The 15,095-nt window shown below is 38.0% G+C and carries 12 protein-coding genes; 5 read left to right on the top strand and 7 right to left on the bottom strand.

From position 1 onward, the window contains the following. Positions 1-227: 227 nt before the first annotated feature. From rnc to ftsY, 5 genes are read left to right on the top strand one after another with little or no spacing between them, the layout of a single operon-like run. On the top strand, positions 228-926 hold the full coding sequence (gene rnc, locus RYL77_RS07705; protein ID WP_000661480.1) for a ribonuclease III: 699 nt from the start codon (positions 228-230) through the stop codon (positions 924-926). Continuing rightward, the gene (gene smc / locus RYL77_RS07700; RefSeq protein WP_315010859.1) at positions 917-4,456 is read left to right on the top strand and encodes a chromosome segregation protein SMC; all 3,540 of its coding nucleotides are present in this window, start codon (positions 917-919) and stop codon (positions 4,454-4,456) included. Before rnc ends, smc begins: the two co-directional genes overlap by 10 nt. Beyond that, positions 4,453-5,247 carry an HAD family hydrolase gene (locus tag RYL77_RS07695; RefSeq protein WP_315010858.1) on the top strand — a complete coding sequence of 265 codons (795 nt, stop codon included), beginning with the start codon at positions 4,453-4,455 and terminating at the stop codon, positions 5,245-5,247. The genes smc and RYL77_RS07695 overlap by 4 nt, the downstream gene beginning before the upstream one ends. Continuing rightward, positions 5,247-6,065, top strand: coding sequence for a Cof-type HAD-IIB family hydrolase (locus RYL77_RS07690; RefSeq protein WP_315010857.1), 819 nt, complete (start codon positions 5,247-5,249; stop codon positions 6,063-6,065). Before RYL77_RS07695 ends, RYL77_RS07690 begins: the two co-directional genes overlap by 1 nt. Before the next feature lie 3 nt (positions 6,066-6,068). Beyond that, the gene (gene ftsY / locus RYL77_RS07685; RefSeq protein WP_315010856.1) at positions 6,069-7,352 is read left to right on the top strand and encodes a signal recognition particle-docking protein FtsY; all 1,284 of its coding nucleotides are present in this window, start codon (positions 6,069-6,071) and stop codon (positions 7,350-7,352) included. 158 nt (positions 7,353-7,510) lie between these two features. On the opposite strand, the gene RYL77_RS07680 is transcribed toward ftsY, so the two are convergent. The 7 genes from RYL77_RS07680 to RYL77_RS07650 all read right to left on the bottom strand — a co-directional run bounded on the left by RYL77_RS07680 (position 7,511) and on the right by RYL77_RS07650 (position 14,794). Further along, positions 7,511-7,687, bottom strand: coding sequence for a hypothetical protein (locus RYL77_RS07680; RefSeq protein ID WP_200872336.1), 177 nt, complete (start codon positions 7,685-7,687; stop codon positions 7,511-7,513). A 107-nt stretch (positions 7,688-7,794) separates the two neighbouring features. Beyond that, entirely contained in the window at positions 7,795-8,970 is a 1,176-nt protein-coding gene (locus RYL77_RS07675; protein ID WP_315010855.1) for an MFS transporter, read from the bottom strand. Next, positions 8,954-10,069, bottom strand: coding sequence for a biotin carboxylase (locus RYL77_RS07670; RefSeq protein ID WP_315010854.1), 1,116 nt, complete (start codon positions 10,067-10,069; stop codon positions 8,954-8,956). The genes RYL77_RS07675 and RYL77_RS07670 overlap by 17 nt, the downstream gene beginning before the upstream one ends. After that, positions 10,066-11,271, bottom strand: coding sequence for an ATP-grasp domain-containing protein (locus tag RYL77_RS07665; RefSeq protein WP_315010853.1), 1,206 nt, complete (start codon positions 11,269-11,271; stop codon positions 10,066-10,068). The genes RYL77_RS07670 and RYL77_RS07665 overlap by 4 nt, the downstream gene beginning before the upstream one ends. 2 nt (positions 11,272-11,273) lie before the next feature. Then, positions 11,274-12,359, bottom strand: coding sequence for a hypothetical protein (locus tag RYL77_RS07660; RefSeq protein WP_315010852.1), 1,086 nt, complete (start codon positions 12,357-12,359; stop codon positions 11,274-11,276). Continuing rightward, positions 12,340-13,224, bottom strand: coding sequence for a GSCFA domain-containing protein (locus RYL77_RS07655; protein ID WP_315010851.1), 885 nt, complete (start codon positions 13,222-13,224; stop codon positions 12,340-12,342). The genes RYL77_RS07660 and RYL77_RS07655 overlap by 20 nt, the downstream gene beginning before the upstream one ends. Further along, a complete protein-coding gene (locus tag RYL77_RS07650; RefSeq protein ID WP_315010850.1) occupies positions 13,217-14,794 on the bottom strand; it encodes a helix-turn-helix domain-containing protein in 1,578 nt (525 codons plus the stop codon). Before RYL77_RS07650 ends, RYL77_RS07655 begins: the two co-directional genes overlap by 8 nt. Between the last annotated feature and the right edge of the window lie 301 nt (positions 14,795-15,095).

Genomic DNA, 15,095 nt, shown 5'->3' with positions numbered 1-15,095 from the left:
CAAAACAGTGTTTTGAGCTGACTTCGTCAGTCTTATCTACAACCTCAAAGCAGTTTTGAGCAGCCTGTGGCTAGCTTCCTAGTTTGCTCTTTGATTTTCATTGAGTATAAAACTGAAAATCTCATTTCGATAAATATCCAAATCCCCTCCAGTCCCGTTTTAAAGTGACTCATGTTTTTTTTTTTGATATAATAAAAAGGACTGTTATCAGTTAGAAAGAGGTTGGTATGAAAGAATTACAAACTGTACTAAAGAACCATTTTGCAATCGAATTTGCAGACAAAAAGTTACTGGAGACTGCCTTTACTCATACGAGTTATGCCAATGAGCACCGCCTCTTAAAAATTTCACACAATGAACGCTTGGAATTTTTAGGAGACGCTGTTCTACAGTTATTGATTTCAGAATATCTGTATAAAAAATATCCTAAAAAGCCTGAAGGCGATTTGTCCAAACTCCGTGCCATGATTGTCCGTGAGGAGAGCTTGGCTGGTTTTGCGCGTGATTGCCAGTTTGATCAGTTTATCAAGTTGGGTAAGGGGGAAGAAAAATCTGGTGGTCGCAATCGTGATACCATTCTTGGTGATGCCTTTGAAGCCTTTCTTGGTGCCCTCCTTTTGGACAAGGATGTGGCCAAGGTCAAGGAATTTATCTACCAAGTCATGATTCCTAAGGTTGAAGCAGGCGAATTTGAGATGATTACAGACTACAAAACCCATCTCCAAGAGTTGCTTCAGGTCAATGGGGATGTGGCTATTCGTTATCAGGTGATTTCTGAAACGGGTCCTGCCCATGATAAGGTCTTTGATGTAGAAGTTCTTGTCGAAGGCAAGAGTATTGGTCAAGGTCAAGGTCGTTCTAAGAAATTAGCAGAGCAGGAAGCTGCCAAAAATGCCGTTGAGAAAGGGCTGGATTCATGTATTTAAAGGAAATCGAAATTCAGGGATTCAAGTCTTTTGCTGACAAGACTAAGGTCGTCTTTGACCAAGGTGTGACGGCAGTTGTTGGACCCAATGGATCTGGAAAGTCCAATATCACAGAAAGTCTGCGTTGGGCCTTGGGGGAGTCAAGTGTTAAGAGTCTCCGTGGGGGCAAGATGCCGGATGTCATCTTTGCTGGAACCGAAAGTCGCAAACCGCTCAATTATGCTTCTGTAGTTGTGACTCTGGATAATCATGACGGATTTATCAAGGATGCTGGTCAAGAAATCAGGGTGGAACGCCATATCTATCGTAGTGGAGATAGCGAATACAAGATTGACGGCAAGAAAGTCCGTCTGCGTGATATTCATGACCTCTTTTTGGACACAGGTTTGGGACGAGATTCTTTCTCCATCATTTCCCAAGGGAAGGTTGAGGAGATTTTCAATTCCAAGCCTGAAGAACGTCGTGCTATTTTCGAAGAAGCTGCAGGAGTTTTGAAATACAAGACTCGCAGAAAAGAAACTGAGAGTAAATTGCAACAAACTCAGGATAATCTGGACCGTCTTGAAGATATTATCTACGAGTTGGATAATCAAATCAAGCCTCTTGAGAAGCAAGCTGAGAATGCCCGTAAGTTTTTAGACTTGGAAGGTCAACGTAAGGCTATTTATTTAGACGTGCTGGTTGCTCAAATCAAGGAAAATAAGGCTGAACTAGACTCGACAGAAGAAGAGTTGGCTCAGGTTCAGGAACTCTTGACTAGTTATTACCAAAAGCGTGAAAAATTAGAAGAAGAAAATCAGAATCTTAAAAAACAACGCCAAGATTTACAGGCTGAAATGGCCAAAGACCAAGGCAGTTTGATGGACTTGACTAGTCTAATCAGTGATTTAGAGAGAAAATTAGCCCTATCGAAACTGGAGTCCGAGCAAGTAGCCCTGAATCAACAGGAAGCACAAGCCCGTTTGGCTGCTTTAGAGGATAAGAGAAATGCACTAAGTCAGGAAAAGGCTGAAAAAGAAAGCTCTTTAGCCCTCTTGGAAGAAAATCTAGTCCAAAATAATCAAAAACTCAATCGATTAGAGGCTGAATTACTGGCTTTTTCAGATGATCCAGATCAGATGATTGAGCTCTTACGTGAACGCTTTGTAGCCCTTTTACAAGAAGAAGCGGATGTCTCAAACCAGTTGACCCGTATCGAAAACGAGTTGGAAAATAGTCGTCAGCTTTCTCAAAAACAAGCAGATCAATTAGAAAAGCTAAAAGAACAGTTGGCTACAGCTAAAGAGAAGGCTGGTCATCAAAAAGAAGAACTTGAAACTGCCAAGGAGCAGGTTCAGAAATTACTGGCCGACTACCAAGTCTGTGCAAAGGAGCAAGAGGAGCAAAAAACTTCCTATCAAGCTCAACAAAGTCAACTCTTTGACCGTCTGGATAGTCTCAAAAACAAGCAGGCTAGAGCCCAAAGTTTGGAAAATATCCTTAGAAACCATAGTAACTTTTATGCAGGTGTCAAGAGTGTTCTCCAAGAAAAAGACCGCCTAGGTGGGATTGTTGGGGCAGTCAGTGATCATCTGACCTTTGATGTGCATTATCAAACTGCCCTAGAGATTGCGCTTGGAGTCAGCAGTCAGCATATCATCGTGGAAGATGAACATGCGGCAACCAAGGCAATTGATTTCCTAAAACGAAATAGAGCTGGTCGTGCGACTTTCCTTCCGTTGACAACGATCAAGGCGCGTACGATTTCTAGTCAGAACCAAGATGCTATTGCTGCAAGTCCAGGATTTCTGGGTATGGCTGATGAGCTGGTGACATTCGATACTAGACTGGAAGCCATTTTCAAGAACTTGCTAGCTACGACGGCTATTTTTGATACTGTAGAGCATGCGCGTGCAGCAGCTCGCCAGGTTCGTTATCAGGTTCGTATGGTAACATTGGACGGAACAGAATTGCGCACAGGTGGTTCCTATGCAGGTGGTGCCAATCGCCAGAATAACAGTATTTTCATCAAGCCAGAGCTGGAGCAATTGCAAAAAGAAATTGCTGAAGAAGAAGCAAGCTTGCGTTCAGAAGAGGCGACTTTGAAGACTTTGCAAGATGAGATGGCTAGATTGACCGAATCATTAGAAGACATCAAATCTCAGGGTGAGCAAGCTCGTATTCAGGAGCAAGGCTTGTCCCTCGCTTATCAGCAGACCAGTCAGCAAGTTGAAGAACTGGAAACTCTTTGGAAACTCCAAGAAGAAGAATTAAATCGTCTTTCTGAGGGAGATTGGCAAACGGATAAGGAAAAATGCCAAGAGCGCCTTACTACTATCGCCAGTGACAAGCAAAATCTGGAAGCTGAGATTGAAGAGATTAAGTCTAACAAAAATGCCATCCAAGAACGCTATCAAAACTTGCAGGAAGAGGTAGCGCAGGCTCGCTTGCTTAAGACAGAACTGCAAGGGCAAAAACGTTATGAAGTGGCTGATATTGAGCGTTTAGGCAAGGAATTGGATAATTTAGATATCGAACAAGAGGAAATCCAGCGCCTCCTTCAAGAAAAGGTTGATAATCTTGAGAAGGTTGATACAGAATTGCTCAGTCAACAAGCCGAAGAAGCCAAATCTCAGAAAACAAATCTCCAACAAGGTTTGATTCGCAAGCAATTTGAATTGGATGATATAGAAGGTCAGCTGGATGATATTGCCAGTCATTTGGAACAGGCTCGCCAGCAGAATGAGGAATGGATTCGCAAGCAAACACGTGCTGAAGCTAAGAAAGAAAAGGTCAGCGAGCGCTTACGCCATTTACAAAGCCAATTAACAGACCAGTATCAGATTAGCTATACTGAAGCACTAGAAAAGGCACATGAATTGGAAAACCTCAATCTGGCAGAGCAAGAGGTTAAGGATTTAGAGAATGCTATTCGCTCACTGGGGCCTGTCAACTTGGAAGCTATTGAACAGTACGAAGAAGTCCACAACCGTCTGGATTTTCTAAATAGTCAGCGAGATGATATTTTGTCTGCGAAAAACCTGCTTCTTGAAACCATCACAGAGATGAATGATGAGGTTAAGGAACGCTTTAAATCAACCTTTGAGGCCATTCGTGAGTCCTTTAAAGTGACCTTCAAGCAGATGTTTGGCGGAGGTCAGGCTGACCTGATTTTGACTGAGGGAGACTTGCTGACAGCTGGGGTTGAGATTTCTGTTCAACCACCAGGCAAGAAAATCCAGTCTCTCAACCTCATGAGTGGTGGGGAAAAAGCCTTATCAGCTCTAGCCTTGCTTTTCTCTATTATTCGAGTTAAGACTATCCCGTTTGTTATCTTGGATGAGGTAGAGGCTGCGCTAGACGAAGCCAATGTCAAACGCTTTGGGGATTACCTCAACCGCTTTGACAAGGACAGCCAATTTATCGTCGTAACCCACCGTAAGGGAACCATGGCAGCGGCTGATTCCATCTATGGAGTGACCATGCAAGAATCAGGTGTCTCAAAAATTGTTTCGGTTAAGTTAAAAGATTTAGAAAGTATTGAAGGATGACAATTAAACTAGTAGCAACGGATATGGACGGAACCTTCCTAGATGGGAATGGGCGCTTTGATATGGATCGCCTCAAGTCTCTCTTGGTTTCCTACAAGGAAAAAGGGATTTACTTTGCGGTAGCTTCGGGGCGCGGATTTCTGTCTCTAGAAAAATTATTTGCTGATGTTCGTGATGACATTATTTTCATCGCGGAAAATGGCAGTTTGGTAGAATATCAAGGTCAGGACTTGTATGAAGCGACCATGTCTCGTGAGTTTTATCTATCAACTTTTGAAAGGCTGAAAACTTCACCTTATGTAGATATCAATAAACTGCTCTTGACGGGGAAAAAGGGAGCTTATGTTCTAGATACGGTTGATGAGACCTATTTAAAAGTGAGTCAGCACTATAATGAAAATATTCAAAAAGTAGCGAATTTGGAAACTATCACAGATGACATTTTCAAATTTACAACCAACTTCACAGAAGAAACGCTAGAAGCTGGAGAAGCTTGGGTAAATGAACATGTTCCTGGTGTTAAGGCCATGACAACTGGCTTTGAATCTATTGATATTGTTCTGGACTATGTCGATAAGGGAGTGGCCATTGTTGAATTAGCTAAAAAACTTGGTATCACAATGGATCAGGTTATGGCTTTTGGAGACAATCTAAATGACTTGCATATGATGCAGGTTGTGGGACATCCTGTAGCTCCTGAAAATGCACGACCTGAAATTTTAGAATTAGCAGAGACTGTGATTGGTCATCATAAGGACCAGTCGGTTATAGCTTATATGGAGGGCTTATAATGGCAGATATAAAATTGATTGCATTGGACTTGGATGGGACCTTGCTGACTACTGATAAAAGGTTGACGGATCGTACCAAAGCAACCTTGAAAGCTGCGCGTGATCGTGGTATTAAGGTCGTATTGACAACTGGTCGTCCCTTAAAAGCCATGGACTTCTTTCTCCATGAGTTAGGGACTGACGGCCACGAAGATGAATATACGATCACTTTTAATGGTGGATTAGTTCAGAAAAATACAGGTGAAATCCTTGATAAGACAGTCTTTTCATATGATGATGTAGCACGCTTGTATGAAGAAACAGAGAAATTATCACTGCCTCTTGACGCCATTTCAGAAGGAACTGTTTATCAAATCCAATCGGACCAAGAAAGTCTTTATGCCAAATTCAATCCAGCATTGACCTTTGTTCCAGTGGACTTTGCAGACTTGTCTAGTCAAATGACCTACAACAAATGCGTGACTGCCTTTGCTCAAGAACCCTTGGATGCAGCCATTCAGAAGATTTCTCCAGAATTGTTTGACCAATATGAAATCTTTAAATCACGTGAAATGTTGCTAGAGTGGTCACCAAAGAATGTTCATAAAGCAACAGGTTTGGCAAAACTAATCAGTCATCTAGGAATCGACCAAAGCCAAGTTATGGCATGTGGTGACGAGGCCAATGACCTCTCTATGATTGAATGGGCAGGACTCGGTGTTGCCATGCAAAACGCTGTTCCTGAAGTTAAGGCGGTCGCAAATGTTGTGACTCCAATGACCAATGATGAAGAGGCTATCGCCTGGGCTATCGAAGAATATGTGCTAAAGGAGAACTAAGATATGGGATTATTTGACCGTCTATTCGGAAAAAAAGAAGAACCTAAAATCGAAGAAGTTGTAAAAGAAGCTCTGGAAAATCTTGATTTGTCTGAAGATAATGAGCTTGCCCTTGCAGAAGCTGAGGGAGTTTCTCAAGAAGAAGCAGAAATTGCTGAAGAAGCTGTGCTCGAAGAAGAGGAAAATCAAGACACAGTTGAAGAAAGTCTGGATTCAGAGCCAGATGTAGAGGCTCATCAAGAAGAAGTCGAAGAATTGCCAAACTCAGAAGAAGTACAAGAGGAAGAGAATACTGAGCACGAAGAAGCTGTAGAAGAAAATAGTTCTGAAGTGCTTGAAGCAGAAATGCCTCAAGTAGAAGAAACTGTTCAGGAAAAATATGACCGCAGTCTTAAGAAAACTCGTACAGGATTCGGTGCTCGCTTGAACGCCTTCTTTGCCAATTTCCGCTCTGTTGACGAAGAATTTTTCGAGGAACTGGAAGAACTGCTGATCATGAGTGACGTTGGTGTCCAGGTGGCTTCTAACTTAACAGAGGAGCTACGCTACGAAGCCAAGCTTGAAAACGCAAAGAAACCCGACGCACTACGCCGTGTCATCATTGAGAAATTGGTTGAGCTTTATGAAAAGGATGGCAACTACGATGAAAGTATCCACTTCCAAGATGGCTTGACAGTCATGCTCTTTGTCGGTGTTAATGGTGTTGGGAAAACAACTTCTATCGGGAAACTAGCCCACCGCTACAAACAAGCAGGTAAGAAGGTCATGCTGGTTGCAGCAGATACCTTCCGTGCAGGTGCAGTAGCCCAGCTTGCTGAATGGGGGCGTCGTGTGGACGTTCCAGTTGTGACTGGACCTGAGAAAGCTGACCCAGCCAGCGTAGTCTTTGATGGCATGGGACGTGCCGTGTCTGAAGGTATCGATATTCTTATGATTGACACCGCTGGTCGTCTACAAAATAAGGATAACCTCATGGCTGAGTTGGAAAAGATTGGTCGTATTATCAAACGTGTTGTTCCAGAAGCCCCTCATGAAACTTTCTTGGCACTTGATGCGTCAACAGGTCAAAATGCCTTAGTACAGGCCAAAGAATTTTCAAAAATTACCCCTTTAACAGGAATTGTCTTGACTAAGATTGATGGAACTGCTCGAGGTGGTGTTGTTCTAGCCATCCGTGAAGAACTCAATATTCCTGTAAAATTGATTGGTTTTGGTGAAAAAATCGATGATATTGGAGAGTTTAACTCAGAAAACTTTATGAAGGGGCTCTTAGAAGGCTTAATCTAATCAGAAACAAAAATCCTGCAAGGAACAAACTTGCAGGATATTTTTTTATTGTAAGAGCGATGAGTTATAAATATTTTGAAATGATACTCTTCGAAAATCAAATTCAAACCGCGTCAACGTCGCCTTGCCGTACTCAAGTACAGCCTGCGGCTAGTTTCCTAGTTTGCTCTTTGATTTTCATTGAGTATGAGTTTATTTTCCGTTAGGGTGGAGGCATCTTGTGATTCAATAGATCTCAATATTTCTTGTAATTTTTCAGATGATTGATGGTTGAAAATCTTTAAAGCATCTTCGTTTGTTAGCTTTATATCACGCGTTAAACTGATTGTAGGCACTATCCTATCTCCTATCACTACTTAAATTTATTATAGCTTATTTCAAAAAGATTTTCAATTTGGAATTGAATAATCTTCCTAAATTTTGTGCTGTGTAGCTGGATGATTTAACTTTTTTGGGAACTCTTATTAAGTGCTAGTAAACTGATTATATAAATCAGCAGTTGAACAATACCTATATATTGAAATATTTGCCAATTTTTAAAATCAATCCATGATGCAAACATAGTTCCGAAAGGAGCAAAGATACCACTGATAGTGAATATAATGCTAAAAATGCGTCCTAAGAAATTGGAATCTATAGAAACTTGGAGATGTGACATTAAATTCACATTGAACATTGAAACAGTTGTAGAGAATAGAGCAAATAGAATCAATAAGATAATTTGCGAGGACTGAAAAAGATTAATAAGTATTAAGGAAACTGCACCTGGCAATAAGAAATGAAGAAAGTATCTCGGTTCAATCTTTTTCTTGTTTAGACTGATGATAAGAGCTCCTAAGATACTTCCGATAGATTGAGAAACGAGAATATAAGCAAAAATTTGATGAAATTGAGAAAAGGTTGATGTGAATGGAAGATAGAAGGAATAGATCGCATCTAAGAAGTTTAGAAAGGCGGAAGAAATTAAAATGGTTAGGAGTGTTTTGTCTTCATAGAGGTAGGTAAAACCTTCTTTTAATCCAGTAAAAAATTTTGATTGGATAGTATTATGGTGATGTAAAATGTGAAAACGATATTCACACAAAGCTGAAATAATAAAAGAGAAAGAGTTAATCAGCATACCATATCTAAATCCAAATTGATGGATAACAAAGACGGAAGCTAGCGGCGCTCCAACTCCAACAATTTCAGCCACTATTTTAGAAATAGAGTTATAGGTAAAGATTCCATCGCTGGAAAGAAGATCTTTTATAATAGCCTTATAAGCTGGGCCGTTAAAACTAAATAAAATAGCCAGTAATATATTGACAACAACCAATATCCAGATATTTTGCGGATTATAAAATAAAAATAGTAAGAAAGTTGCAATTGCAGCAATCACATCTGTTAGAATGAGCATACGTTTTCTATCGCTAAAATCAGCAACATATCCTGCAAATAGATTAAATAGTAAGCGAACAATGGATTCGCTAGACTGATAAAGCATCATAAAGAATGAGGATTGAACGGTAAGGTTTGCGATTAATAGTTTATTGGCATAATCAAAAATAATATTACCCAAGTTTGTTGTTTGTCCCCTGATAATCAGTAGTAGGATATTTTTATTCTCTTTGTTCATACTTATATTCCTCAAGTAGCTCGTTTATGAGTGTAAATGCCTTCTCATTCTTTACACTAGTAGTGATGAGATAGTGTAAATCATCTAGTGAATGAGCAGGACAGTTTATCTTTTCAGGATATTCTCTAAAAAATTCGATAGGGATAGGGAGCTTTGGAGGAGCTTGATGATGGCCATTCTGAAAAATAGCTAAAGTCAGTGCAATTTTACTGGGCGATGTTGGAATCTCTGCTGGTATAGAAACACTATTTATAAGGTTCCAGTAAGTATCTAGGATATCAATTTGAAAGGCACATTTGATAAGCAAAGGAATATTTCCTCCACCAAACCGCTTTCCAATTTCACAAAAGCTTATCTCATCTGTAGTGGAGTTATAAAAGAACTCTGCATGGAAAGGATGGATTTTCTCAGTTCCTAAACTGTCCAATACTTTTTGGGTCTCAGTTTTTAATCGTTGAATGAAGAGGGGATTATTATAGTGAGAGTTTGTACGGACGATATTGATGAAGGTTGTTTTAATATCTAGGATATTTCCTATATATTCATGTGTAAAAAAGTATTGGATTTTTCCATTAATAGCTATACCATCACAAGTAAACATGGTATCAAATTGTTCCTGACTTTCTAAAAGAAAATTCTCAGCTGTATAATACTCTGGTATTTGAGAGATAATATGAATATCTTTGCCAGAAGCTTCACATCTAGGTTTAATCAGAAAGGTATTAGGAAGACTATCATTTGGGTTCAATAGTTGAGGCTGACTGATTTGTTCACTCAGCTGAGTGCGCATGATTTTCTTGTCTTTATAAGTATAAGCGATTTTCCAAGCCTCTTTATCGGAGGTGAAAAGCGATTTTAAGATACCGACAATATGCATGAGTCCTTCATCTAGTGTGAAAATATCCTCTATGTTCTGTATATCTTTGAAAAAAAAGAGTAGATTAATTTGGCTAAAATCATCTATACAAAAAATTTGGTTCTTTAAAAATCCAACTGAAAGATAATTTTTTTCTTGTCTGCTAGGACAGATAATACCTAAATTTTCTTTTGCTTTAATACCAATACTTGCAGGAGAAAAGCGATAAATAAAATATTTCATTTCTTATACCTCGTGTTTTCTAACACCCAAGTCTCAGCTCCTAAGAGATTATTTTTTGTTTCTCGGAATGTTAAACCATGACAAGAAAAACCGACAACAGCATCTGCACTGTGAAAAGCAGAATGCAATTGTTTACCAACTTGCGTGTAAGTAATATAGTCAAAGATAGAGTACTGTTCTTTTATCGTTTCCGTTAGTTCTGGGAGTTGTTGGATGACTCCCTCCTTTTTGGCAGTTAGAAGCCAGCCAGTAACTGGAAATACGGTTGGAAGTATGGGTAAGGTGTCATTACAGATGGCTGTCAAGAGAAGCTCAAGTGGATTGTAGGTCAGTTTATATTGTAGATTTTGACGAATCCGTGCACCACCAATGCGTGAAGCAATCTCCAAAAAAATGATTTCGTGTCCATCGTAAAACACCTCTAAGTGAAAAAGAAATGTTCCGTCTGGGTAGAGTTTTTTAGACAGTTCAGAGGCGTAATCAACAAGTTTTTTGAAATGTTTTGAAGTGTAATCCAAGGAAACTCCCGCAGCTGAAATTCCTTCTTTAATTAGCAAGGGATTGAAGATATATTGGGACGGTTCACAATAAATGATATTTCCATGCGATACAAATCCATCTATGTGATAAACATCTGCATAGATGGATTCTTGAACAAGGACAGTCTTATCTCCCCAAAAGTTATCGGAATTAAAAGGAGTTAAGTCGTTATCACTTTTTAAGTGGAAAGTGTCAACAGAACCAGCTCCATCCAAAGGTTTTAGAATAATATCTCCATGTTGTTTGAAAAAGTTTTTCAATTCCGCATAAGATGATATTTTCCGAGAATGGGGGATTTTAAAACCTAGTTCACTGACTTTCTGTGTCATTTTGTCTTTATCACGGAAAGTTTTTGCTTGATTGACTGATTGGCCCTTAATATGAAATTGTTCTCGTAATTCTGCAGCCAATATCATATCAAACTCATCTAAAGCAACAATCGCATCGAAATGAGATCGTTGTAGGATTCCTTGTGAGGTTTCTTTTCTCTTTTCAGGATAATGTTGGGTAGTAACTAGAGTGGCATTGGTTGGTTTATTTGTTTCAAATGATTCTACTTTGCTATCATCAATCAGGAGTGTATAGTGATGATTTTTGGAAAGACAAGAGTAAATATCGGTGTAAGTTTCACGATAGGGGTGTAAGATAAGTAGTTTTGCCATGATTATTTATAACTTTCTATTGGATTTTGATAGAGGTTTTTATGCGAATCTCTATAATAAGCAAAGTTGCTCGGCAATTCAGGTAGTTTGTAAGTGGGATCAATCTGACTTTTGTAGAGTTTATAAGGGATCCCTAATGTTTGATAGGCATAGTCTGCCCCCATTGTATCCCTATTCTTTTTGACTTTCTTTAACGCTTTATTGATATTTCGAGAGTATTCCTTGTATTGTTTTAATAATTCGATTTTAACCGATGGAAACTCATTAAAAATAAGTTCTACTGAGATGTTGTGAATATCACACTCTAAAAAAATTTCCCTAGCTACCTTTTTTAGGGCATAGCTGTGTCTATGATTGCCAAATTTTCCAATTTCTGGGAATAAAAAGTTTAATGCTTCTAGTTGACTGATGAAAAAATGTGCTAGTTCATGGCTATTAGACAGTCTATATAACCTATTGTAGGTAGCCAGAAAAGTTTGTGACTCGTAAATAGACTTAGCCTGTTCACGAATCATATCTAATCGTAAAGGAAAGAAGACACTGTCTAATTGAGACTGAAATCCTCCTTGAAAATTGATTAGAACAAAATTTGCTAATGTTACCAAACCATCGTGGTACTTGCTACAAATTTTAATGTAGTAATGATTCCCTGATAAAGGAACATGACACTGAAGTCGATTTTTATCAATTTCGATAATGTGATTAGTAACATTGTACAGTTGACCAAGGATATCAGTTATTTTTGGACATATAATATAAATGTTATCGAAAGGAATCCATTTATTTAAAAATTTTGTGATAAAGGTTTCAATAATTTGTCCATATTTCTCTTCACGGAAGGAAAATAAACTAATTAAAGTTTGGCATGGGGTAGAGATAGGGTTTACTAAGTTAGCAGGGTAGACATTTCGGAAACAAATTTGTTCTTTTACATATAAACCATCTTTCTTTTCTTTAAAATACTCTAGCTCATCTTGAATGGGTGAAAAAGTAAATAAGTTCTTTTCTTCTCTTATCAAAGGCGACGATGGGAGAGTCTGAGCTTTAAAGATACGTTGTAAATCGTCACTATAAGTATTCTTTACCATTGATTTTACCTCGGCTATCGACTTTGTTGATTGCAAATGGTTTGTTGGGTGTATCTAATAGATAATCCTTGTTAATTTCTTTTACAATGTGTTTAGATATATCTGCAATTAGCTTGACAGAGGGATGTCTTCCATCTTCTTGGAAAGGATGATTATTTTTTTCGACATAGTATTTGAATAGTTCATATTCAGGAAAGTAATAGTCGTCCCCTAATTCCATAATGGCATCTTTGATAATACGATAATTTTCAGTCGTAGCCAAATGCAGATTATGAAACTTTTCAGAAGCTTTAAGAAGTACATAGGGAATTGAAAATTGAATCTTAATTTTAGGGTTAATAAGTTGTACAACTCGCATAATTTCCTTAGAAAAGTTAAGAATATCGTCAGAGGATAGATAAACATTTTTAATCTCTGGGTTGAAAAACTGATTTTTTGGAAGTATGTTCATTACGTGTTTAGACTTAGACCACATTTCAACGGATCCGAGAGAGACGATTAGTAAATCTGATTCAGTTATTGCTCTCTTAACACAAGTATCAATCTGTAAATTTTCGTTTATGACCTTTTTAAAACTCTCTGAACGATTCCAAAAACGAACTTCATCATAAAATACTTTTTGTTTGGTATCTATCAAGATATGATGATTCAATTCAAATGCAATGATTTCTAAATCCTTTAGTAAGGATGGTGCATTAAAAATGGTACCATAAGGAGAAAAAGTTTTAATTTGACTGTTGGAAAAATAGTCAATTCCAAGGGCTAGATTTTGAGCAGTGCATGCACCTAAGAAACAAGTTGTCTTGGGAAGATATGTCAGAAATTTCGTAGATTTCTTTGATGAGTAAAAGTGTAGGTTATCCATAAATCTCTCCTTTATATCCTAATGAACATAATACCTTTTGTATGTTTCCGAATCCGTGAAGAACAGTGTCAAAATTTGATAGCATCACTTTATCAAGATGAACTTGAATGATTCCCATCAAGATAGCCATACCTGCACATGTATCATTTAAATGATACATTTTTAAATTTGTGTCAATATCTAATAGTTTGTCTTGTGTTTTTAATGCACCGTTACTCAAAACTTTTATTCTAATTCCCAATTTGTGTAATTCTGCAATATGATTGGTTCTTTGAATAAATACTTCATCAAATAGGATGGATGATATATTGTGAAAGGCTAAAAATTCTGATAGAACAGGACCTAAATCACTTGTAATAAATGGTGCAGCACCTAAACGTAAAAATTCAAAGTACTCGGATTCTATTTGAGATGCTTTTTTGAACTGAATTGTGTGTTTGTCTTCAATGATATCTAGTCCTAATTTTGTAAAAAGGTCAATGTAACTTTGAGGAATATCTCTGATAAATACATTGTCAAAAATGATATTTTCTAACTCATCCCAGAATAGCAAGACATAGGATACAAGCATAGACATATCGGGAGGTAATGTGATTTCTGCATCTTTAATTTCAATAGAATCCACTTTGGAAATGACAATTTTATCAGATGTTAGATATTGCATTGTACGATTAGTTGAAGACTCTAGTAATGTAATGAGATAGGACACAGTAGGGTCTGGCGAAAGCCCGTTGATTCGAATTTCATTTGGATAAAAGTAAGCCAAGCTAATAGCGTTGAAAAAAGCTCCCACACTCTTGCTACCATCTGCGTAACAATTTAAGGATATGTTTTTATTTAGTAAGTCATTTTTCTTAGAATAAAAGATTTTATTCTCTTCGTTATAGGTGTAGCTCGCTACGGTGGAGAGAATGTCAAGGTGTAAGTCAATAGGTCTAAAGCAAAAGTCATCTCCTCCAGGGAATGCAAATAAAAGATGGTGATAGCGATAAGTCAAAGCTGTTATAGTACCAATGCTAGCTCTACTAATTTTATTGAGAGATGTAATATCTGTAGGCATCCTTTTAGAGCTAACCTCGATAGTATCTTCATAGGTGAAAGAATCAGACAACTCATTCTTTCCAAATTCATAGAGTATATTTAGAAAATCAAAGGCAGTAGGGCAGTTTCTAATTATTAACTTGTTTTTATTCAAAAATAAGCAAGATAATAGAATATGAACGCCGATAACTTTATCTCCTTCGATTTTGACGTGAAGCTTTTGAGTGCTGGTAGCTTCAGTCTGCTCTTGTCTTTGTAATTTTAAATTAAAATGCTTGGGTACAACGCCATCTGATATTTTAGATATGCTTTCTTTAGTTAAAGCACTTGGTTGATTTAAACTAACTTCTAAATCTTCGAAGGATATTTCTAGTAGCTTTGCATAAGCTATTAAGTCTCTGACATTGATATCACGAGAGTCATTTTCCCAATTTGAAATAGCCTGGCGGCTTAGTTTTAATTGGTTTGCTACAAATTCTTGAGTAAAGCCCATTGCTAATCTACGTTGCTTTAAAAAGTCACCAATCATAGGCGTATGCCTCCCTTATGTTAATTTAATTCTTATTATACTCGCCTCAAAACAAATTTCAAGAATTTTCAGGCAACAATTTGTTGCGTAGCATGATGATCTAATATCTTCAGTAAACGGGCACACTTGTTTATGTCTAGGAGGGACTGATGCGTCAGCTCTCCCGTTTTTATTTATGTGACTATTAGTCCGTCTCGCTCCGCTAGGTGCGAGACAAAAAAACCACCCGCTATGCGGGTGCGTGTTGAAGGTTATACCCAAAAAACTCCAAACGCGATACAATAAAGGTGTTCAAGCCAAT

The organism is uncultured Streptococcus sp., from assembly GCF_963516515.1.
In the GTDB taxonomy this organism is placed as follows: Bacteria; Bacillota; Bacilli; order Lactobacillales; family Streptococcaceae; genus Streptococcus.
The sequence above is the reverse complement of the archived record's forward strand: the minus strand, read 5'-3'. Positions and strand labels throughout refer to the sequence as shown.